This window comes from Couchioplanes caeruleus, from assembly GCF_003751945.1.
Classification (GTDB): Bacteria; Actinomycetota; Actinomycetes; order Mycobacteriales; family Micromonosporaceae; genus Actinoplanes; species Actinoplanes caeruleus.
Map to the genome: position 1 here is coordinate 1,386,860 of NZ_RJKL01000001.1, position 20,516 is coordinate 1,407,375.

At 70.9% G+C, this 20,516-nt stretch carries 16 protein-coding genes; 10 read left to right on the top strand and 6 right to left on the bottom strand.

From position 1 onward, the window contains the following. Nucleotides 1–159 precede the first annotated feature (159 nt). Entirely contained in the window at nucleotides 160–1,008 is an 849-nt protein-coding gene (locus EDD30_RS06040) for an alpha/beta fold hydrolase (RefSeq protein WP_071802845.1), read from the top strand. Between the two features lie 283 nt (nucleotides 1,009–1,291). Then, the gene (locus EDD30_RS06045) at nucleotides 1,292–1,699 is read left to right on the top strand and encodes a nuclear transport factor 2 family protein (protein ID WP_071802846.1); all 408 of its coding nucleotides are present in this window, start codon (nucleotides 1,292–1,294) and stop codon (nucleotides 1,697–1,699) included. 324 nt (nucleotides 1,700–2,023) lie between these two features. On the opposite strand, the gene EDD30_RS06050 is transcribed toward EDD30_RS06045, so the two are convergent. Beyond that, nucleotides 2,024–2,755, bottom strand: coding sequence for a VOC family protein (locus EDD30_RS06050; RefSeq protein WP_071802847.1), 732 nt, complete (start codon nucleotides 2,753–2,755; stop codon nucleotides 2,024–2,026). A gap of 227 nt (nucleotides 2,756–2,982) precedes the next feature. Between EDD30_RS06050 and EDD30_RS06055 the strand changes: the two genes are divergently transcribed. The 8 genes from EDD30_RS06055 (at nucleotide 2,983) to EDD30_RS06095 (ending at nucleotide 12,569) form a co-directional block, all read left to right on the top strand. After that, complete coding sequence (locus tag EDD30_RS06055) at nucleotides 2,983–4,161, top strand: FIST signal transduction protein (protein ID WP_071802848.1); 1,179 nt, start codon at nucleotides 2,983–2,985, stop codon at nucleotides 4,159–4,161. Beyond that, nucleotides 4,161–5,630 carry a GGDEF domain-containing protein gene (locus EDD30_RS06060; protein WP_071802849.1) on the top strand — a complete coding sequence of 490 codons (1,470 nt, stop codon included), beginning with the start codon at nucleotides 4,161–4,163 and terminating at the stop codon, nucleotides 5,628–5,630. Before EDD30_RS06055 ends, EDD30_RS06060 begins: the two co-directional genes overlap by 1 nt. A gap of 321 nt (nucleotides 5,631–5,951) precedes the next feature. Further along, entirely contained in the window at nucleotides 5,952–7,046 is a 1,095-nt protein-coding gene (locus tag EDD30_RS06065; protein WP_244945138.1) for a WD40/YVTN/BNR-like repeat-containing protein, read from the top strand. Further along, nucleotides 7,043–7,339 carry a MoaD/ThiS family protein gene (locus EDD30_RS06070; protein ID WP_071802851.1) on the top strand — a complete coding sequence of 99 codons (297 nt, stop codon included), beginning with the start codon at nucleotides 7,043–7,045 and terminating at the stop codon, nucleotides 7,337–7,339. Before EDD30_RS06065 ends, EDD30_RS06070 begins: the two co-directional genes overlap by 4 nt. 478 nt (nucleotides 7,340–7,817) lie before the next feature. Then, nucleotides 7,818–9,866, top strand: coding sequence for a galactose-binding domain-containing protein (locus tag EDD30_RS06075; protein WP_211277647.1), 2,049 nt, complete (start codon nucleotides 7,818–7,820; stop codon nucleotides 9,864–9,866). 388 nt (nucleotides 9,867–10,254) lie between these two features. Further along, nucleotides 10,255–11,403 (top strand): WD40 repeat domain-containing protein, encoded by a 1,149-nt coding sequence (locus EDD30_RS06080; RefSeq protein ID WP_071802852.1) that lies wholly within the window; start codon nucleotides 10,255–10,257, stop codon nucleotides 11,401–11,403. 41 nt (nucleotides 11,404–11,444) lie between these two features. Beyond that, nucleotides 11,445–11,966 carry a hypothetical protein gene (locus EDD30_RS06085; RefSeq protein ID WP_071802853.1) on the top strand — a complete coding sequence of 174 codons (522 nt, stop codon included), beginning with the start codon at nucleotides 11,445–11,447 and terminating at the stop codon, nucleotides 11,964–11,966. 255 nt (nucleotides 11,967–12,221) lie between these two features. Further along, a complete protein-coding gene (locus tag EDD30_RS06095) occupies nucleotides 12,222–12,569 on the top strand; it encodes a hypothetical protein (protein WP_071802854.1) in 348 nt (115 codons plus the stop codon). A 58-nt stretch (nucleotides 12,570–12,627) separates the two neighbouring features. On the opposite strand, the gene EDD30_RS06100 is transcribed toward EDD30_RS06095, so the two are convergent. From EDD30_RS06100 to EDD30_RS06120, 5 genes are all read right to left on the bottom strand, one after another. Continuing rightward, a complete protein-coding gene (locus EDD30_RS06100; RefSeq protein ID WP_071802985.1) occupies nucleotides 12,628–13,527 on the bottom strand; it encodes a siderophore-interacting protein in 900 nt (299 codons plus the stop codon). 26 nt (nucleotides 13,528–13,553) lie between these two features. Then, nucleotides 13,554–15,683, bottom strand: a complete 2,130-nt coding sequence (locus EDD30_RS06105; protein ID WP_084556055.1) for an iron ABC transporter permease — start codon at nucleotides 15,681–15,683, stop codon at nucleotides 13,554–13,556. Next, nucleotides 15,680–16,663, bottom strand: coding sequence for an ABC transporter substrate-binding protein (locus EDD30_RS06110; RefSeq protein WP_071802855.1), 984 nt, complete (start codon nucleotides 16,661–16,663; stop codon nucleotides 15,680–15,682). The genes EDD30_RS06105 and EDD30_RS06110 overlap by 4 nt, the downstream gene beginning before the upstream one ends. Next, nucleotides 16,660–17,523, bottom strand: a complete 864-nt coding sequence (locus EDD30_RS06115) for an ABC transporter ATP-binding protein (RefSeq protein ID WP_211277648.1) — start codon at nucleotides 17,521–17,523, stop codon at nucleotides 16,660–16,662. Before EDD30_RS06115 ends, EDD30_RS06110 begins: the two co-directional genes overlap by 4 nt. A gap of 122 nt (nucleotides 17,524–17,645) precedes the next feature. Next, complete coding sequence (locus EDD30_RS06120) at nucleotides 17,646–20,384, bottom strand: ATP-binding protein (protein WP_244945139.1); 2,739 nt, start codon at nucleotides 20,382–20,384, stop codon at nucleotides 17,646–17,648. Nucleotides 20,385–20,516 lie beyond the last annotated feature (132 nt).

Below are 20,516 nucleotides of genomic sequence, written 5' to 3' on the forward strand. Positions count from 1 at the left end.
CCCTGCTGCCGCAGGTGGTGCACCCGCGCAAACGCGCATTGCTATCGGCCCGGAGCGAACAGCGAGGGCTACCGGATCTGCGACCCATGCCCGGCCAGGTGCGACCGAAGTCCCCACCGGTCGGTAGTCATATGGACGAACATCCATGATGATGCCGGGATGGAGCGCTTCACCAACGACGGTTACCGCTTCGACGTCACCGACACCCCCGCGGCCGACGGCGGCAGGACAGGGCGGGCCTGCGTGCTGCTGCACGGCTTCCCCGAGGACCGCCATTGCTGGGACGCGGTGACTCCGGCATTGACCGGGGCCGGCTACCGGGTGCTGGCTCCCGACCTGCGGGGCTATTCCGCTGGCGCCAGGCCGACCTCGCGCCGCGCGTACACACTCTCCCGGCTCGCAGGAGACGTGCTGGCCCTGGCCGACGCGGCCGGCGCGGAGCGGTTCCACGTGGTCGGCCATGACTGGGGCGCAGCCTTGGCCTGGTATCTGGCCGGGCGCCACCCCCGCCGAGTGATCTCGTTGGGCGCTCTGTCGGTGCCCCATCCGGAGGCGTTCCTGCGAGCCCTGGCCGGCAGCAGTCAAGCAGTCCGCTCCTGGTACATGCTCGCCTTTCAAGTACCGGGACTGCCCGAACTGGCGCTGTCACGACGGGGTGGCCGCGCCATGCGCGCGGCCCTGATCCGTACGGGACTGGACCCGGCCAACGCAGGCCGCTACGCCTCCCGGGCGGCCGACCGCGCCGCCATGCGTGGGCCGCTCAACTGGTACCGGGCATTGCCGTTCGGTCTGCGGGACCGGCCCGATCGGATCGACGTGCCGACACTCTTTCTGTGGAGCGACGGCGACCGCTTCATCTGCCGAGCCGCGGCCGAACTGTGCGGGCGTTACGTCGATGGTCCCTATCGGTTCGAGGTACTTGGCGGCGCCTCCCACTGGCTGCCCGAGGAAACGCCCGAGCAGGTGACCGCATTGCTCTTACAGCATTTCGCGCGAGTCGCGAAGTAGCTGATACTGCGCCCGACGGCCGACCCTGCAATGCCGATCGGACTCATTCGCGGATGCCCGCAACTCGGTAGCATCGAGTGCGCTCCGTTCGGCGTGTCAGCGCACTGGGGAAGCTCGGGTGCGTACTCAGCAGCGATCGTGGTGACCCGTCGAGCCGCCGGCAGCTCGGAGCAAACCTCCGCATACGGTGACGCCGGGCGGTCGGGACCTCGACCGCGATGCCCGGCAGGCGCGATTGCCCGCTGGTGGAACGTGTTCTAGTGTTCGGCATGGGAGGCATGCGATGGCGTCGGGGGTGTTGACAGTCCGCGACTTGGCGCGTCGATCTCAGGCGGCGGCCGGGGCCAAAGATCGCGACGGCTGGCTCGGGTTGTTCGCGGCCGACGCGGTCGTGGAGGACCCGATCGGTCCGTCTCCGCTCAGCCCGGACGGTCGCGGACATCGCGGTTCCGCAGCCATCGCCACCTTCTACGACAACGTGATCGGGCGGGTCGATGGGATGCGCTTCGAGATCGAGCGGTCCTACCTGTGCGGCGACGAGGTCGCCGATGTCGGCAGCATCCACCTCACCTTACCGGGAGGACACTCCGTCCAGGTGTGCGGTGTTTTCACCTATCGGAGCGACCACAACGGCAAGATCGCGGCGCTGCGAGCGTACTGGGAATATGGCAACCTCAATTACCGGTCTTGATACTGCAACGCTATTCGAGATGCGGGTGGCACCTGTGTACTTCGCGGCGCCACCTTCCGGGCGGGCTGAGCGCGAGGTCGCACGCGATGCGTTCGCTCCGCCGACCTGCTCGGCTTCACGCGGCAGGCGATACGCGGATGACCACGTACGGCGAACGGGAGTTCTGGCGGCCTGCGATGGCCGACCTCGCGCCCTGCCGCGGAATCTCCGATCAGGACGCCCGTGGCCAGATCCGGACGTGCCGGGTCACCCGTAGGCGATGCCGCTGGGGTGCGTCGAGAATCCGGGCTCGTGGCCGTGGTGAGCGGAGAAGGACGGTGGGGATCAGCCTGAAGCGAGGAGGCAGAACTCGTTGCCTTCCGGGTCGGCGAGGACGGTCCACGGAACATCGCTCTGCCCCAGATCGATGGCGGCGGCGCCGAGAGTCTGCAGTCTGGCCGCCTCGGCCTCCAGGTCGTCGCCTGGGTATGGGCGGATGTCGAGGTGGACACGGTTCCACACGGTCTTCACGTCGGGTGTGCGGAGGAACTGCAGATATGGGCCGACGCCCTTGGCCGAGCGGAGTACCGCGTGGTGATCGGTCACCTTGTGCAGGGTCCAGTCCATGGCCTTGCCCCAGAAGCGGGCCATGGTTCGCGGGTCCGCGCAGTCGACCACTACCGTGGCGATCGGTCCGGTGTCTTGGTAGAGCGAGTCCAGCACGCAGAACTCGTTGCCCTCTGGGTCGGCCATGACCGTCCATGGGACGTCGCCCTGGCCTACGTCGGCGGGTGTTGCGCCGAGATCCTTCAGGCGCGCGACCGTCTCCGCCTGATGGGCCGCCGAGGTGGTGGCGAGGTCGACGTGCACGCGGTTCTTCACCGTCTTGGGTTCCGGGGAGGCGATGAGGTCGAGGCAGACCGCGACGGGGTCGGGGTAGACGAAGCCCTCGGGTTCGAGGTTGGTCACGCCGGGTGCTTCGCTGGAAACGCTCCAGCCGAGCGCCTCCGCCCAGAAACCACCCAGCGCGGAGTCGTCCCGAGCCTTCATGTTGATTTGAACAAGTCGCGTTGCCATGCCGACGATGCTAGCGACAGTCCGGCACATCAAGATCAGCCGTACTGAGGCGACGGGTGCCGGGGCGCCTCCCGCGTCCCACGCCGCGCGGTATCGGCGCTGGTCCGGCGCGGCTCCCTCGACCTCACCAGCGACGTCGTAGGCGGCAGGCGCGGAGCCCCTCAGCCCGGCCGCCGGCCTGCCGATGGGTACGGGAAGAACGACCTACCGTCGCGACGGAGCCTGGAATGAGCGTAATCGGTGCCGGGGTGTCCCCCCTCGGGACGGGACAGAGTCGTGCCGGCGACGCGGCCTCGGCCGCGGCCGAGGCCGTGACAGAGGCACTCGCCGGCCGAGTGCCGGCCGCCGGTGACCTCGTGGTCGTCTTCCCCACCTTCGACCAGGACCCGTACGCCGTGCTCTCCGCCGCCGAGGCGGCCGCGGGAGAGGCGACGCTCGTGGGTTGTTCGTCGTACGCCTCGTTCACCACCGCCGAGCACGTGGAGGCGGGTTGCGTCGCCGTCTACATCCCCGCGCACGGCGCCTCGATCGGCGTCGCGGCCGAGGAACCGCTGGGCGCCGATATCGCCGGCGCCTCCCGCCGCGCCACCGAGGCGGCCCGGGCTCGGGCGGGCACGCGGCACCCGCATTCGGTCCTGATGGTGCTCTCCGACGGCCTTGCCGGTGACCAGCGCGAGGTTCTGCGCGGCGCGTACGCGGTCGCCGGCGCCATGGTGCCGATCATCGGCGGTGCGGCCGCCGAGCCGCTGCGGATGGAACAGACCTATCAGCTTGCCGAGGGACGAGTCCTGCACAACGGCGTGGTCGCCGTCTGGTTCAACTCGCCGTCCCCGCTGGGTGTGGCGACCGAGCACGGCTGGCGGCCGACCGGTGAGAGCATGATCGTCACCCGGGCCGAGGGCAACGTGATCCACGAGATCGACGGGCGACCGGCCCGCGAGGCATATCTGGAGATGCGCGGTTGCGATCCCCGCGACCATGCCGGAATGGCCTTCGCCGGGCTCGTCATGGACCGCCCGCTGGGGTTGCCGAACGCGTCCGGCCGCTTCGACGTCCGGCACATCCTCGACTGCACTCCCGAGGGCGGCCTGGTGATGTTCGGGTACGTCAGCGACTACTCGGTCGTGCAGATCATGGAGAGCGACTTCGAGGAGCTCATCGACGCCGCCGGACGGGCGACGGCCGCGGCCGTCGGACAGCTCGCCGGCCCGCCCCGCGGTGCGCTGGTGTTCAGCTGCACCGCACGTACGGCCCTGTTCGGCGACCGGGTGGACACGGAGGCGAAGGCCGTCTCGTCGGCACTGGCCGGGGCGCCGGCCGGCGGCTTCTTCACGTACGGGGAGTTCGCGCGAGTGACCGGATCGAGCGGATTCCACAATGCCACCGTCGCGGTCCTGGCGTTCTGATGACCGACACGTTCTCGGGGTCCGCCCTTCGGGACGACAGCGATGAACTAGATCGGCTGCGCGAGGAGGTGCGACAACTGCGCGCCCAGATCACCGCGTCGCAGACCACCTCGGCACGTGCGCTCTCCAGGGCCACCCGCCTCGCCCAGGTGGTGAGCGTGCTCGGGCAGCTCACCGATGTGGACGACATCTTCGCGCGGGCCGCCGGCGAGGTGGCCGAGCTGTTCGCCGCCGACATCGCGCTCTTCTGGCTGGTCGGCGACGGCCGCGCCGAGCTGGCCGGCTCCTGGGGTGTCCCGGCGCACGATCTCACGGCCGACACCGCCGAGCTTCCGGACGGCGTGGAGTCCGCCACCGGGGCCGAGCCGCTGGTGTCAGGCTCGGCCGACCGCGTACCGGTACCACCATGGCTGACCCCCTATGACCCGCGGCACGTCGTCTGGGCACGGCTCGCCACCGGCGACGAGACTCTGGGATACATGCTTCTGGTACGCCGCACCGAAGCGCCGTTCGACAGCGCCGACACGCTCGAGTTGAGGGCTGTCGCCACGCGGGTGGCACTCGCCGTGGACAACGGGCGGCTGCAACGCCGCACTCGCGCGCAGTTGCAGCGGCTGCATCGTCTCCACGAGCTGACCGCGAAGCTGGTGGGCATGCTCGACCTGACCGAGGTGGTCCGTGCGATCGCGCGGATCGTCACGGCCGAGGTGCCGGTCGACGGCGCCGCCATCTATCTGCAGCGCGGCACGACGGTCGAACTGGCCGCGGCGGCCGGCGATGCTCCGCCGGCCGGCCTCGATCCGGCGACCCCGGTTCCGGGGGCGCGGGTGCTGCGACTCGGCGCCGGCGGCAAGGAGCTGGGGCTGCTGATGGTGCGCGGTGCTCCACCGGTCGACAGCGAACCCGACGCCCTGCTGCGTCACCTCGCGGACCTCGCGGCGCTCGTCATATCCAAGGCGCTGCTGTTCGAGCGCGTCAGTGATCAGGCGCAGCGAGACCCGCTGACGCGGCTGGCGAACCGCGCACTCTTCATGGAGCGGCTCGAGCAGGCGGTCGCCGACGCGCAGCGCACCGGCGGCTCGGTCGGCGTGATCTTCGCCGACCTGGACAAGTTCAAGGCGGTCAACGACACGTACGGCCACGATGTCGGCGACGCCCTTCTGGTCGGCGTGGCGCAGCGGCTGGCCGGGGCGATCCGTGTCCCCGATCTGCTGGCCCGGCTGGGTGGTGACGAGTTCGTCGTGCTCTGCGAGCAGTTGCCCGGACCGGAGGAAGCGCGGGCCGTGGCGCGGCGCTTGGAGGAGGTACTCACCCCGCCCTTCGAACTCGGCGGCACGCGGCTGCTGGCCGGCTCCAGCTTCGGTGTGGCGGTCACCGACGAGGTGGGCTACGACGCCGAGGCGTTGCTGCGCGCCGCCGACGGGGCGATGTACCGGGCCAAGGGAACCGGCTCGCGCAGTCCGGGATGAGATCAGAACTGCTCGGCTCGCCCTGAACCGCACCGCCGCCGCCCTGGCGGAGAGGCCTCGCGCCCGCGCACGAGCCGAACACGAAACCACCGCGCCCCGACCCAGGTCCTCGGACTACGCCGTCAGGAGGCGAAGGGATCGGGGGGATTCCGGCAGTGGCCCTTGCGCTCACCGGCGTACGAGTCGACCGTTGGCTTGACATTCCGCGATGCCCGGAAAGTGTCGGAGGGCCGGCGGAGGATGTCCAGGAGCACAACGTCGACGGACTCGGCGGCTGCCGAGCCGGGATCGAGGTGGGACATGACCGGGGTACGGATACTGGTGGGCACACGCAAAGGCGCCTTCATCCTCACCGCGGATGGCAAGAGGCAGGACTGGCAGGTGAGCCAACCCCATTTCGGGGGCTGGGAGATCTACCACCTCAACGGCTCCCCGGCCCACCCGGACCGGCTGTACGCATCCCAGTCGTCCGGCTGGTTCGGGCAGGTCATCCAGCGTTCGGACGACGGCGGCAGGTCATGGGAGCCGGTCGGCAACGACTTCGCCTACGCCGGTCCCGTCGGCGACCACCTGTGGTACGACGGAACGCCGCGCCCGTGGGAGTTCAAACGGATCTGGCACCTCGAGCCGGCGCGCGACGACCCGGACACGGTCTACGCGGGCGCCGAGGATGCCGCGCTCTTCCGCTCGACCGACGGCGGTCACCACTGGGAGGAGCTGTCGGGCCTGCGGACCCACCCGTCCGCGCCGCGCTGGCAGCCGGGTGCGGGGGGAATGTGCCTGCACACGATCATCCTGGATCCGGCGAACAGCGAGCGGATCTTCGTCGCCATCTCGGCCGCCGGGGCGTTCCGATCCGACGACGGAGGCACGACCTGGCTGCCGATCAACCGCGGCCTGCGTTCCGAGCAGATCCCCGACCAGGACGCCGAGGTGGGGCACTGCGTGCACCGCATCGCCATGCACCCCTCCAGGCCCGAGGTGCTGTTCATGCAGAAGCACTGGGACGTCATGCGCAGCGATGACGCGGGAGCGTCGTGGCGCGAGGTGAGCGGTAACCTTCCGACCGACTTCGGGTTCCCCATCGCGGTGCACGCACACGAGCCGGAAACCGTCTACGTCGTCCCGATCAAGAGCGATTCCGAGCACTACGTGGCGGACGGGAAGTTGCGGGTGTACCGCAGCCGCACCGGCGGCGACGACTGGGAGCCGTTGACCACGGGCCTCCCCCAGGCCGACTGCTACGTCAACGTGCTTCGCGACGCGATGGCGGTCGACACGCTCGACCCGGGCGGCATCTATTTCGGAACGAGCGGCGGGCAGGTGTACGGCTCGGCGGACGGCGGGGACACCTGGGCCACGCTTGTGCGGGACCTACCGCCGGTGTTGTCGGTGGAAGTCCAGGTGCTGCCGTGATCCGTGTCGTGCTCCCCGCGCATCTGAAGAATCTCGCCCGGGTGGGCAGCGAGGTGCGGCTGGAGGTGACGGAGCCGGTCACGCAGCGCCGGGTGCTGGACGCGCTGGAGGCTCGATATCCGATGCTGCGCGGCACGATGAGGGACCGCACGACCGGGCACCGCCGAGCGTTCATCCGGTTCTACGCCTGCGAGGAAGATCTGTCGAACGAGTCGCCGGACGCGCCGTTACCCGACCCGGTCTTGGCCGGCGCGGAACCTTTCCTGGTCGTCGGCGCCATGGCCGGCGGCTGACCGGCCTCAGGCAGGATGCGCAGTTTCCATGATCGAATCTACCGGAGGCTGCGCACGTCAGCGGTGCCCGCGAAGACGTCGCCGCGACCGGGCAGGCTGCGCCGATCCCACGCCGGCCGGCGAAGATGAGAAACCTTCGTGACAAGTGTTGCCGGGACATTGATCGATGTGTTGCTATAGCCGTGTGCATCGCGCCCGACCGTCAAAGGCGGGCGCACCGGGCTCGACAGAACACACCCATGCCACTTTCCGATCCGGCGTGTGCGAGTCAGAACCGTGACCCGCGTACGCGTCCCGGGCGCTCCGGCCATGGACAGCGGAGCGAGTCGGCCACGCCGGCGACCGCCCCGGCTGTCCACAGCGATCCGGCACCCGAATGGGAGGATGGCATGTCTTTCACGGTCCTGGGGTTAAGCGTGCCGATTGCGGCCGCCGGTCCGGCGGTCGGCGCGGCGCCCGGTTCGACGACGGTCGTCTGATGCGCACCGCCACGTCGCGGCACCGCGGGACTCACCCGTTCCGCTCCCTGCTGGCATGCCCGGTGCGCACCCACGGGCGGATCGCCGTGCTGTCTGCCGTCCTCACGGTGACGGCCCTGCTGCTCAGCGCGGCACCCGGTTCGGCGGCCGAGTCCGGCTGGTGGGTCCCGACCGGTCGGCCGGCGCCGGACTCCCAGGTCAACGTCACGGGCGAGCCCTTCAAGGGAACCGACTCGCAGGGCAGGGTCCGTGGCCTCGTCGACGCGCACGACCACCTGATGTCCAACGAGGCCTTCGGCGGCCGGCTGCTCTGCGGCAAGCCGTTCTCCGAGGCGGGCATCGCCGACGCGCTCAAAGACTGCCCCGAACACTACCCCGACGGCTCGTTGGCCATCTTCGACTACATCATGAACGGCGGTGACGGCCGGCACGACCCCGACGGCTGGCCGACGTTCCGGGACTGGCCGGCCCACGACTCGCTGACCCACCAGCAGAACTACTACGCCTGGATCGAGCGAGCCTGGCGCGGCGGTCAACGGGTGCTGGTCAACGACCTCGTCACCAACGGCGTGATCTGCTCGGTCTACTTCTTCAAAGATCGAAGCTGTGACGAGATGACCTCCATCCGCCTGCAGGCCCGCAAGACCTACGAGATGCAGGACTACATCGATCGGATGTACGGCGGCCCGGGCAAGGGCTGGTTTCGTATCGTCACCGACACCGGCCAGGCCCGCGACGTCATCCGGCAGGGCAAACTCGCCGTCGTCCTGGGAGTCGAGACGTCCGAGCCGTTCGGCTGCAAGCAGATCCTCGACGTGCCGCAGTGCGACAGCGACGACATCGACCGCGGCCTCGACGAACTGTACGAGCTAGGCGTGCGCAGCATGTTCCTGTGCCACAAGTTCGACAACGCACTGTGCGGAGTCCGGTTCGACTCGGGCAGCACCGGCATCGCGATCAACTCCGGCCAGTTCCTGTCCACCGGCACCTCCTGGACGACGGAGAACTGCCCGGGACCCCAGCACGACAACCCGATCGGCAGCAGTACGGACGCACAGTGCAACGTCCGCGGCCTCACCACGCTCGGCGAGCACGCCCTGCGCGGCATGATGAAGCGCAAGATGATGGTCGAGATCGACCACATGAGCGTCAAGGCCGCGGGCCGGACCCTGGACGTTCTCGAGTCCGCGTCGTATCCCGGGGTGATCTCGTCGCACGGCTGGATGGATCTGGGCTGGACGGAGCGGGTCTACCGGCTCGGCGGCTTCGTCGCCCAGTACATGAGCGGCGCCGAGGGATTCATCGCCGAGGCAGCGCGCACCAAGGCGCTGCGTGACCGGTACGGGGTCGGCTACGGCTTCGGCACCGACATGAACGGTCTGGGTGGCTGGCCGGCGCCCCGCGGTGCGGACGCGCCGAACCCGGTCCGGTACCCCTTCCGCAGCGCTGACGGCAGCGCCGTCCTCGACCGGGCGACCACCGGCGAACGCACCTGGGACCTCAACACCGACGGCGCCGCCCACTACGGCCTGGTTCCCGACTGGGTGGAACAGATCCGGCTGTTGGGCGGGCAGGAGGTGGTGGACGACCTGCTGCTGGGCGCGGAGTCGTACCTGCGCACCTGGTCCGGGTCGGAGCGCCACGCTCCCGGGGTCAACCTGGCCGGGAACGCGGCCGCGTCGGCCAGCTCCACGGAGTGGAATCCGTTCACCAGCTACGCGCCCGGCCGGGCCGTCGACGGCGACCCGGCGACCCGCTGGGCAAGCGGGTGGAGCGACGACCAGTGGTTACGGATCGACCTCGGGTCGGCCCGCGTCGTCCGCAGCGTCACCCTGGACTGGGAGCACGCCTACGGCAAGGCGTACCGTATCGAGGTCTCCACCGACGATCGCACCTGGCAGACCGTGTGGTCCACGACGACCGGCGACGGCGGCCTGGACACGGCCCGGTTCACCGCGACCTCGGCCCGCTATCTGCGCGTCCACGGGGTGCAGCGCGGCACCGGCTGGGGGTACTCCCTGAAGGAGGTCGGCGTATACGGCGGGTGAGGATTGCCGGCGCAAGGTCGGTGGCCTTCGGTCCGGTGATGTTCGGGTGAGGTAAGGGTGGCGTTCGGGTGAGGTTCGTTCCCTGCCCCGACGGACCGATGCGCTCGGAACACGAGTCCACGAAGTCTAAGGTGAGGCTTCCTCATCGAGCTTCGTGGAGGCGAACGATGCGTATGACTGCCCTATCCGCACTATGAGCGATTCGAGGCCCACGCCGCTTCCGTCGGGTCCGCATCCGGGTTCGCCCTGGCAGCCTTCTCCGCCTTCTCCGCCTCCTCCGCCTGGGGACCACCGTCTCGGCGCTCCCAGAGGACCGGTCCACGGCCCCGGTCCCGGCCCGCAGCGCACCCGCAGGCGCGGTCGGCGGACGATCCTGGCGGCCGCGCTGGTGGCCGGACTGCTCGGCAGCATCGCGCTCGCGCCCGTCGTGTTCACGAAAGCGCGTCATCTCGTCAACGACGCCCTGGGCCGGCGCGATCCCATCGCGTTGTCCGACGGCGTGACACTGCGGGTGTTGCCGTTCATGGCGACCGCGTACTCACCCGACGGGCGCACCCTGGCTGTCTGGGGCGATGGCGGCATAGAACTGCGGGATGCCGAAACCGGCACGGTTCGGAACGTCCTGCGGTTCGCCGGCAGCAGCGACCGGCGGTCGACTGTTCGTGAGGTGGACTTCGCACCGGACGGCAGCACCCTGGCGGCGGTGCTGAACAACGAGCAGACGATCCAGATCTGGGATACGAAGACCGGCACATCGCGCACCGTGATCAAGGTTCCGGTCACCAACCTCCAGAACCTTCTACCGCTACGCGTCAGCGACCTCGTGTACTCACCCGACAGCCGTACCATCGCCGCCACCGGCGACCACCTACAGCTCTGGGACGTGGCCACCGGCGCGCAACGCCACCGAATCGACATCGCGGCCCGAGCCGCGGCCTTCGCACCGGACGGCCGTACCATCGCCGCGGCAGGGCATCGCCAGGGCGGTATCTGGAACGTCGCCACCGGCGCCCAGATACACCCCTTGGTTCCGGCCGAGGGATGGTTCGACTGGACGGTCAGGTTCACGCCCGACGGACGAACCGTCATCACCGACGGCAACGTGCTTCGCGCCTGGGACCCCACGACAGGCTCTCTGCGGTGGTCCACATACGGGGTGAACCCGGTCTACGCCCCGGACGGGAACCTCCTGGCGGTGACCGACGTCGACAGCGTCTGGCTGTGTGATCCGGCGAGCGGCAGAAGGCTCCGTGAGCTACCCGGCCTGACCGGTCTGCTGGTGTGGGGCGGCGCCTACACACAGGTGGCCGAGGTTGTCTGGGCCCCGGACAGCCGCACCCTGGCGGTCAGGCACACCGGCGGCCAGAAGTCCTGGAACAGCACTCCGCAGGTCTGGGACGTCGAGACCGGCACCGCACTGCAGGTACTCAAGGGTCACACCGACGATGTCGACGACCTTGCGTACGCCCCGGACGGCCGCACCATCACCACCGTCAGCCAAGACGGGACGACGCGGATCTGGCAGGCGACGCCATGACCGGGTACGCAACTCCTCCGGTCGATCCAGAAAGAGGATTCGTGTCCGCCCCGGTTGCTTTCGCGCTGCGCAGCGGGCGCTGGCTGTTGATCCGCCACCTGCTCACCACCACGGTCACGATCCTGGTCGTGATGGCCGCATGGGCTGTCGCCAGCGCGCCCATCGTCGCGGTCTTCGCCCTCGACGACGCCTTCTCTGCCTCGGAGTATGCCGGAGCCGCTCTGGTGGTGGCCGGCTCCGTGTGCGTGGCGACCCTGGCGGTCGCGCCCCTCGCCGTGGGTCTGGAACGGCTCGTCCTGCGTGGCGGCCGAGCCCGGACAGCGATGGCGGTGCTCCTGCCGATCGCCTTGTTCGTGGCGATAGCGGCGTGTGTCCTCGCCATGGTCAAGCTCGTGGAGTCGCATGCGGCCTATCTCGCCTTCGCCCTCGCGGCCTTCCTCATGTTCCTGCTCGCCATCTACTGGCCGACGTTGTGGATGCTCAACGTCGCCAGTTGGGTTCTGCGCCGACTCCGCCACGCCCAGCGAATCCGGCGCTTCGACGAGCGCGGATCCGGGACCTGAAGCTCGTGAGCCGGCTGGAGTTCGGCTCGGGGGCAGTAGCGATGCGATACGAGCCGAGAAGGTAGCCATCGGGCCTACCGGCCCGAGCCGGCAACGCCATGGGACCTTCGCGGTTCTTGAGCGCCCACGTCGGCGCCGCTCTGCTCGGCAACCTCCTGCACGTGGTGGACGCCGGGAACGGCCGCCTGGAGTGGGCGGAGCTGCTGTTGTCGCACCTGCGGGGATGACGGCGGGTCGGGCAACTCCACGGTCTCGATGCTCGGGTGGACGGCGGCGCTGACGCTGGTGGGCGCCGCGGCCTTGCACCCGTCGATGACGCACACCGCCGGGCAGGTGCCGGCAAAACCGGCCGCGGTGTCGCCGCTCCGTCTGACCCTGTACGTGCTGCTGATCGTCACCAGCGGGGTGCTGGCCGCGTACACGCTCACCAGAGTGCCGCGCCATCAGGGCGCCGTCTCCGTCTTGCACGTCGTCATACCGGTCATCCTGCTCTGCGGTATCGCCACAGTCGCCACCCTGCACACCGTCCTCGACGACCCGGGCCGGGGTTCCGGCGGTGTCGTCGGCTCGGCCGAGGCATCGCCTGCGCCGGCCGGCCTGTAGACCAGCGGCTGGAGTCCGGGCCACGACCTCGCCGCGGCCCGGGCGCGTTGTCGGCGTGTCAGGTCTGCTCGGCGCGGCCCGTCCGCCAGTAGCCCATGAATGCGACGGCTCGGCGATCGAGGCCGCGATCGGCGACGAGATACCGCCGCAAGATCTTGATGACTCCGGCCTCGCCGGCCAGCCATGCGTAGATGCCGGTCGTGGCCGGCGGTGCGTCCGGCACCTCCCAGAGGATGCCGGCGTCGATGTCGACGTCGTCGATCGCGTCGTGGCGGGGCGTTGCCGGAGCGGGCGCCAGTCGTTCGGCCGCTGCCTGGACGCCGGGGATGAGCAGGGTGCCGTGTGCGGCATCCCCGCGGGCGAGCCAGGTGGTCCGGATGCCGGCCGGCGCTTCGAGGGCGAGCGCGTCATCGGTGTGCGGCACTTCGAGGACCACCTCGCCGCAGGCGGTGGGTGGTAGTCCGGCCAGGATGGAGGCGATGGCGGGTACCGCGGTCTCATCACCGGCCAGCAGCAGCGCCTCGTGGTGCGGTGGGTGGAACGTGACGCCGCCGTGGTCGCCGGGGAAGCGGGCATCCGGGCCGATCAGCCTCATGGGTTCGCCGAGCTGGGCGCGGTTGGCCCAGCGTGAGGCCGGTCCGCCGTCGCCATGCAGGACAAGCTCGACGTCGACCTCACGGCGGGCGGGACGCACGGCGCTGACGGTGTACGTACGCAACGGGGCCTGACGCTGCTGCGGGAGCGCACGCCAGAGCGGGTACCAGTCCGGGCCGTCGGGTAGGTCGTCGTAGCCGCCGACCGGCGCCGGAAGGACCAGCTTGATGCGCTGGTCCCGCCCGTTGTCGGCGAAGGCGTCCAGGTCGGCGCCGGTGAACGTGACGCGCAGGAACGACGGGCTGAGCCGCCGCAGGTCGCCGACCCGGACGCGGAAGAAGCGGTACGGCGTATCGACCGTCACCTGTGGACCCTCTTTCAGTCTGATGTCTATCCGCCCGCCGGCCGGACGCGGGAACGCCACAGCAGCCAGACGAAGTACGGGGTGCCGATCATGGCCGCGACGAGACCGGCGGGGATCTGGGCGGGTGCGATGACGGTGCGTCCCACGGTGTCGGCGAGACTGACCAGCAGGGCACCCAGCAGCGCCGCGACGGGCAGGACCCGACTGTGCCGGCCGCCGACGAGAGCACGGGCGGCGTGGGGTGCGACCAGCCCGACGAAGCCGATGACGCCGACCGCCGAGACGGCGGTGGAGGTGAGCAGCGCGGCGGCGGCCAAGGTGAACAGGCGGGTGCGTTCCAGCCGGATGCCGAGCACCCGGGGGGTGTCGTCGTCGAGAGCGAGCAGGTCCAGCCGCCGGGTGACGCCGGCCAGAACCGGGGTGATGAGCAGCAGCGCCACCGCAACCGGGGCCACCTGGACCGCGGTACGGCCGTACGTGGATCCGGACAGCCAGGTGAGCGCCTTGCCGGTGTTCCACGGGTCGGTGGAGATGATGATGAACGTGATGACGGCGGTGCCCGCGGTGAACACTCCGACACCGACAAGAATGAGCCGGTCGGAACTCAACCCACCGCGCCACGCCAGCGCGTAGACCAGAGCGAAGGTGAGCAGCGCGGCGAGGCCGGCGACCGCCGACATGGCCCACACCCCGGCGAGGGGGACGTAGGTGAGCAGCGCGACCGCGCCCACGCCGGCGCCGGCGGTGACGCCGAGGATGCCGGGCTCGGCGAGCGGGTTGCGGCACACGGCCTGCACCGTGGTGCCGGCCACGGCGAGCGCGGCCCCGGCGAGCAACGCGGCGAGCACGCGGGGATAGCGCTGGTCGAGCACGTACGTGACCGCCGGGCCGGCCCGTCCACTCACCCAGTTGGCGACGTCGCCGGTGCGCAGCAAGGTGTCGCCGGCGAGCACGCCGAGCAGGGTAGCGCCGGCGAGTCCGGCGACACAGGTGACGACGACGACGCGGACGACGGCGGCCGAACGTACCCGGGCCAGGGCGCTGGTGCCGGCGGCAGGGTTCGGGGCCGTGTCGCGGTGCCGGCGGGCGAGCCAGACCAGCATGGCCGCACCGAACAGCGACGTGACGACCCCGGTGGGTACGTCGACGCCGGCCTGTCCGCCGAGGAACTGGCGCAGCAGGATGTCGGAGCCGAGCACGACGATGATGCCGGCCGCGCCGGAGAGCGGCATGAGCAGCCGATGCCGGTGCAGGCCGGGCGCGAGCGGGGCAAGCAAGCGCACGATGACCGGCGCGCACAGGCCGACGAAGCCGACCGGGCCGGCGATGGTCACCGCGGCGGCGGACAGCAGCACGGCCAGCACGGTGCCTGCCATCCGGGTACGGCGCACGTGCAGGCCGAGCACGGTAGCGGTGTCATCGCCCAGAGCGAGGATGTCGAGCCGGCGGCCGATGACCAGGCAACCGGCGACGCCCAGCGCGATGACCGGCGCCATGTGGGCGACGGCGTGCAGATCGCTCTGCACCAGGGTGCCGTTGCCCCAGGCGTAGAAGCCGACGGTCTCGCGCTGGAACAACAGCATGAACAGCACGGTCAGCGCATTGAGGGCGAACGCGGTCGCGGAGCCGGCGAGGATGAGCCGGGCGGGACCGGACGTGCCGCCGGCCGACAACATCAGCACGAATCCGGCGGCGGCGAGCCCGCCGCAGAACGCCAACCCGCCGGCGGGCAGGACCGGCAGGGCGAGGCCGAACGCGGCGGCGGCGACCACCGCGAGGTGGGCGCCGGCGTTCACGGCGAGGGTGTCCGGTGACGCGAGCGGGTTGCGGGCCAGCGATTGCAGAGTGGCGCCGGCAACGCCGAGCGCGAGCCCGACCGCCAGCCCGGCGAGCAGCCGGGGCAGGCGGGCCGCCACCAGTACGCGGGCCGTGTCGGCGTCGCCCCCGCCGAAGAGCAGCCCGAGCAGCTCGGCGGCACCGATGTCGCTGGTGCCCTGGGTGAGATGCACGGCCGCGAGCAGCAGCACGACGGCGACCGTCACGACCGTCAGCACCAGGACGCGGGCCACCCGCACCGGCGCCGGCGCGGGTGGGGCCAGCGCGGGTGGGGCCGGCGCGGTGACCGGCCCCAGGGGCGCCTCGACGATCTGGCTCAAGGGGCGTAGACCTTGACGAGCTGGTCGAGGTACTGCTGGCAGGACAGCGGCCCGCCGAAGGTCCAGATGCCGTTGGGCATCTTGTGCATCTGGTTCTTCTGCACGAACGGCAGGGCCTTCCAGATGGCGTTCGCGCCCAGCCCGTCGGCGAAGACGTCGGTGCCGTCCGAGGCGTTGTAGAAGAAGTGGACGTCCTTGTCCTTCAGCGCGTTGAGCCCTTCGACGTCGGTCTGCCCCAGACCCCACACCCCGTCGACCTTGCCGGCCCAGGCGTTCTGCAGTCCGAGCGCGATGCCGACCTGGGACACCAGCGCACCCTGTCCGAACATCCGGATCGAGATGGTGCTGCCTTCCTTCCACCCGTCGGCGATCGCGAAGTGCCGCCCGGCCGCGCCGGCGTCGGCGATCTTCTTCTTGCCCGCGGCGAGTGCGGAGTCGAAGTCGGAGAGCACCTGCTTCGCCTTGTCGGTCTTACCCACCGCGGTCGCGATGAGGGTGAAGTCCTCCCGCATGCGGGTGAGGTTGCGGGCGGCGTCGCTGCCCTTGGTGACCAGCACCGGCACGAACTTCTCGAGCTGCGGCGCGAGCGTCGCGGCGGCGTCGGAACCCATCACGACGAGATCGGGCTTGAGGGCGGCGATCGAGTCGACGCTCGGCTCGCCGCGGGTGCCGACGTCCTTGACACCCGCGTCGAGCTTGACCGCGGTGTTCCAGGTGGTGAAGCCCTTGACGTCGGCGACGCCGACCGGCGCAACGCCGAGGGTCGCCAGCATCTCGACCTCACCCCACTCCAGCCCGACGACCTTGGTGGCCGGGGCCGGGAGGGTGACGGCCTTGCCGCGGCTGTCGGTGAACGTGACCGGCCCACCGCCGGCCGCGGCCGCACTGCTACCGGCGGCGGGATCCTCGGTGGTGCCGCAGCCGGTCAAGAGCAGGCCCGCCGCCAGAGCGGAGGCGGCAAGGATACGGAATCTCGTCATGAAGGTGCGCTGCCATTCGTGGAAGGGTGGGTGAAGACGGTCGAGGGACGGCGGGTGTGCCGCCCGACCGGGCGGGTGGTCACCAGGCCGGTATCCGGCTCGGTGAACACCTCGACAGGGATGCCGTAGGCCGTGCTCAGCCGCTGCGGAGTGAACACCTCGACGGGGTCGCCGCTGGCCAGCACCGCGCCACCGTGCAGCAGCACGACCCGGTCAGCGACCGCGGCGGCCTGGTTGAGGTCGTGCAGCACGACGCCGACCGCCACGCCGTGCTCCTCGGCGAGATCTCGCACGAGGTCGAGGATCTCCACCTGGTAGCGCAGGTCGAGGTAGGTGGTGGGCTCGTCGAGCAGCAGCACGCGCGTGTCCTGCGCCAGGCAGGTCGCCAGCCACACCCGTTGCCGCTCACCGCCGGACAGCTCATCGACGGCACGCCCGGCCATCGGCCCAACGCCCGTGACGTCCATCGCCCAGGCGACGGCGCGCGGTCCGTCGGGGTCGTCGCCCCGCCACCGGCCGCGGTACGGGTGGCGGCCGTATCCGACCACGTCCTGCACGGTGACCCCGCTCGGGGTGGGCCGGCTCTGCGCGAGCAGCGTGACCCGCCGCGCGAAGTCCCTGGCCGACATGGCCAGCGCCGACGTGCCGTCGGCGAGCAGCACACTGCCGCTGGCCGGGCGATGCAGGCGGGCGAGGGCACGCAGCAGCGTCGACTTGCCGCTGCCGTTCGGACCGACGAGCGCGGTCACCGCGCCGGCCGCGAGCGTGATCGACGCGTCGTGAACGACCGGCTTGCCGTGGTATCCCAGATCCAGGCGGTCACCACGCAGACCCACCGGCACGTCATCAGCACTGAACACGGCGGTTAGGCTAGCCTAACCTTTGCTGGTGTCAAGCAGCGGCTCCCTCCTGACCTGGGACGGCTCGCCCGGCCCGCGGCCCCGGAACTCACGGCCCGGTCCTGGGAGTACCGCGCCGGCGGTCAAGGACGCCCGACGCGGTCGCCTACCTCGGTCCGCGACGAGACGCCCAGCTTCCGCAGGATGTTCGAGACGTGAACGGCGGCGGTCTTCGGTGAGATGTAAAGGCGCCGGGCCAGCTCCGTGTTGGTCAGCCCGTCGCTGATCAGCACTGCCACTTCCCGCTCGCGGGGTGTCAGGGCGGTCGGACCGGTGACCGCGGGCGCCGCGTCGGCCGGCGCCATGCCAAGCTGGGCGCGGACCTGGGCGAGTTGGGTCACCCGCCATCCACGCCAATCGGCCAGCAAGGGTACGGCCGCCTCCACCTGCGCGGTGGCCTCCTCCCGCCGGTCGTCCGCGAGGAGACAGCGCGCGGCGTATATCCGTACGCAAGCGCGAACCGCCGGCTCGAGAATGTGCGCGTCAGTGATGGACAGGTACCGCGCCAGCGCCTCGGCGTGCCGGCCGTGCGCCTCCGCGATCTGGGCGTCGACGAGCGTGCGGTAGGCGTCCCAGACGTCGGCGTCGAGCAGCGCTGCGGCCATCTGGTCGAGCCTGTGCGTCGGTATGCCGACGTCCAGCGCGGCGGAGATCAGGTCGTGGGCCTGTTCGCCGCTGCGCCACGTCTGCTCGGTCAGGGCCGCGAAGAGTTCGTCCAGCGTCTCCTCGGCACGCGCGAGGTCGGCGCGGCGGCAGGCGAGGTGGAACGCGAGGCCGGGAATCGTGGTCGACGGGTTGTCGGGCAGCGCTGCCAGGTCGGTGATGAGCCGCTCGACCCGGTCCAGCTCGCCGGCCTCCAGGTAGAGCCCGGCGAGGAACTGCCCGTGGTAGTCGGCCCAGCGGCCCCGGCGCTGATAGCTACGGTCCTGCTCGCGCCCCTCCTCCAGCGCAGCGATCGCGGCGCTCAGGTTGCCGGCCCGCACCGCGAGCCGGGCCCGGCCCTGGAAGTACGTGGCCACCGCGAGCGACTCGAAGCCGGCTCGCTCGGCGTCGACCCGCATCCGTTCCAGAGTTGCGGCGTGCTCGACCGGTGAGGTGGGTGGCTCGCCGTGCATCAGGACGTTGAGGGCACGGGCGGCCAGCACCCACTCGCCCGCCTTCTCGGCCTCGTCGACGAGGGTGGACAGGATCTTGCGGCCGTCGGCGGCGGTATGAGGGCGCTCCAGGAGCGTCGAGCCCTTCTCGATCAGCGCGGCCAGGCGTACGGTCGGCAGGTCGAACTCGTCTGCCAGCGCCAGCGCGCGCTCGGACCAGTGCAGCGCGGCGTCCAGGTCATCGCGCAGGTACGCCGACTGCGCGATCGCGGTCATCGCCCGCGCCTGGTCGGCGCCCGGCGGCAACTGCGCGATCAGGGTCCCGATGTCGTGGGTCAGGGTACGCATCTCGTCGGTCTCGCGGGACTCCCAGGCGATGCGGACCAGGAGGTACAGCGACTCGGCCCGGTCGGTCATGGTGGTGGCGAGATCACGCCATCGCCGGCCGTACCGCAGAGCGTCGTCCAGCAGCCCGGCCAGCCACGCCGCTCGGGCCGCGGAGGCAAGCAGGTCGGTGTCGTCGGGCACCTCGTCGAGGCCCATCTCCGCCAACTGCAGGGCCTGGTAGGCGGAGCCGATGGAGAGGTAGAGCTCGGTACCGCGGCGGGCCGCCGCGATCATGTCGTCGTACCGGCCGGCGCCGCGGGCGTGGTGCGCCACCATGGCCGGGTCGGAGGCGCCACCGCTCAGGAGTACGTCGAGCGCCGCCTCGTGGAGCCGGCGGCGCTGCCGGCCGAGCATCTGGTCGGCGATCGCCTCACGGACCAGCGCGTGCCGGAACGCGAACTCGTCCTCGCCGGACTCGACCAGGACGCCCCGGGTGACCAGGTCGCGCAGCACGGCGATGAGCTCGTCCTCGCTCGCACCGGTCACATCGGCGAGCAGGTCGAACGGGATACGGTGCCCGAGCACGGTGGCCGCCTCGACGATGCGGCGGCTGACCGGGTCGAGGTCGTCGACCTGGCGACGGAGCACCTCGGCGAGGCTCCACGGCAGCGGCTGCTCGACCAGCGCCTCCACATCGGAGCTGGGCAGCGCACGCAGCAGTTCCTCCAGGAAGAACGGGTTGCCGCCGGTGCGGTGGTGCAGCGCCGTCACGGCGCGCAGCGGCGCCGGAGCGCCGGTGGCCGCCGCCAGCATCGCCGCGGTCTGCGAGGGGGTAAGGCGATCCAGCCGTACGTGGGTGACGGTGTGCCGGCGCTCCATCCGGGGCAGCAGGCCGGCCACCGGTTGGCGGCGGGTCACCTCGTCCGGCCGGTACGTCCCGATGAGCAGCCGCGGCCCGCGCTGGTCGGCGATCCGCTCGAACAGCGCCGCGCTCTCCGAGTCGGCCCAGTGCAGATCCTCGAAGACGATGACCGCGGCGCAGTCGCCGATCAGGTCCGCCAGGATGGCCAGACCGGTGTGGAGGCGCTCGACCGGGCTGCGCCGCGGGTCCGCGAGCACCGCCAACTGCTCCTCGTCGACCTCCGGGCGGCCGTCGATGGCGTCCAGGAGCACCTCGTACGGCCGGGACAGCGAGCCGGGCTCCGCCTGCCCGACCAGCACCACGGTCTCCGCCGGCACGGTTGCCAGCAGCTCGTGCACCAGCCGGGTCTTTCCGATGCCCGGCTCGCCCGCGATGATCGCGACCGCCGGCTCGTGCGCCGAAGCGAGCTGCGCCAGCCGGCGTAGCTCGCTCTCCCGCCCGATCATCACCGGGCTGGCACCGCCGCGGATGGTTCGCACGACGCCAGGGTACCGGTGGGCCGCGCCCGGACCGCCGAGGCGTGACGGGCCCGGCAGGCCCGAAGGGCCCGGAGGGCGCTGGAGAGCAGGCGCCTCCTGTCGGCCTCGGCGATCAACTCACGGTGATGTTGG

Coding starts and splice junctions, on each gene's coding strand:
- EDD30_RS06040 (WP_071802845.1), top strand. CDS start 160: ATGGAGCGCTTCACCAACGACGGTTACCGCTTCGACGTCACCGACACC.
- EDD30_RS06045 (WP_071802846.1), top strand. CDS start 1,292: ATGGCGTCGGGGGTGTTGACAGTCCGCGACTTGGCGCGTCGATCTCAG.
- EDD30_RS06050 (WP_071802847.1), bottom strand. CDS start 2,755: ATGGCAACGCGACTTGTTCAAATCAACATGAAGGCTCGGGACGACTCC.
- EDD30_RS06055 (WP_071802848.1), top strand. CDS start 2,983: ATGAGCGTAATCGGTGCCGGGGTGTCCCCCCTCGGGACGGGACAGAGT.
- EDD30_RS06060 (WP_071802849.1), top strand. CDS start 4,161: ATGACCGACACGTTCTCGGGGTCCGCCCTTCGGGACGACAGCGATGAA.
- EDD30_RS06075 (WP_211277647.1), top strand. CDS start 7,818: ATGCGCACCGCCACGTCGCGGCACCGCGGGACTCACCCGTTCCGCTCC.
- EDD30_RS06095 (WP_071802854.1), top strand. CDS start 12,222: ATGCTCGGGTGGACGGCGGCGCTGACGCTGGTGGGCGCCGCGGCCTTG.
- EDD30_RS06110 (WP_071802855.1), bottom strand. CDS start 16,663: ATGACGAGATTCCGTATCCTTGCCGCCTCCGCTCTGGCGGCGGGCCTG.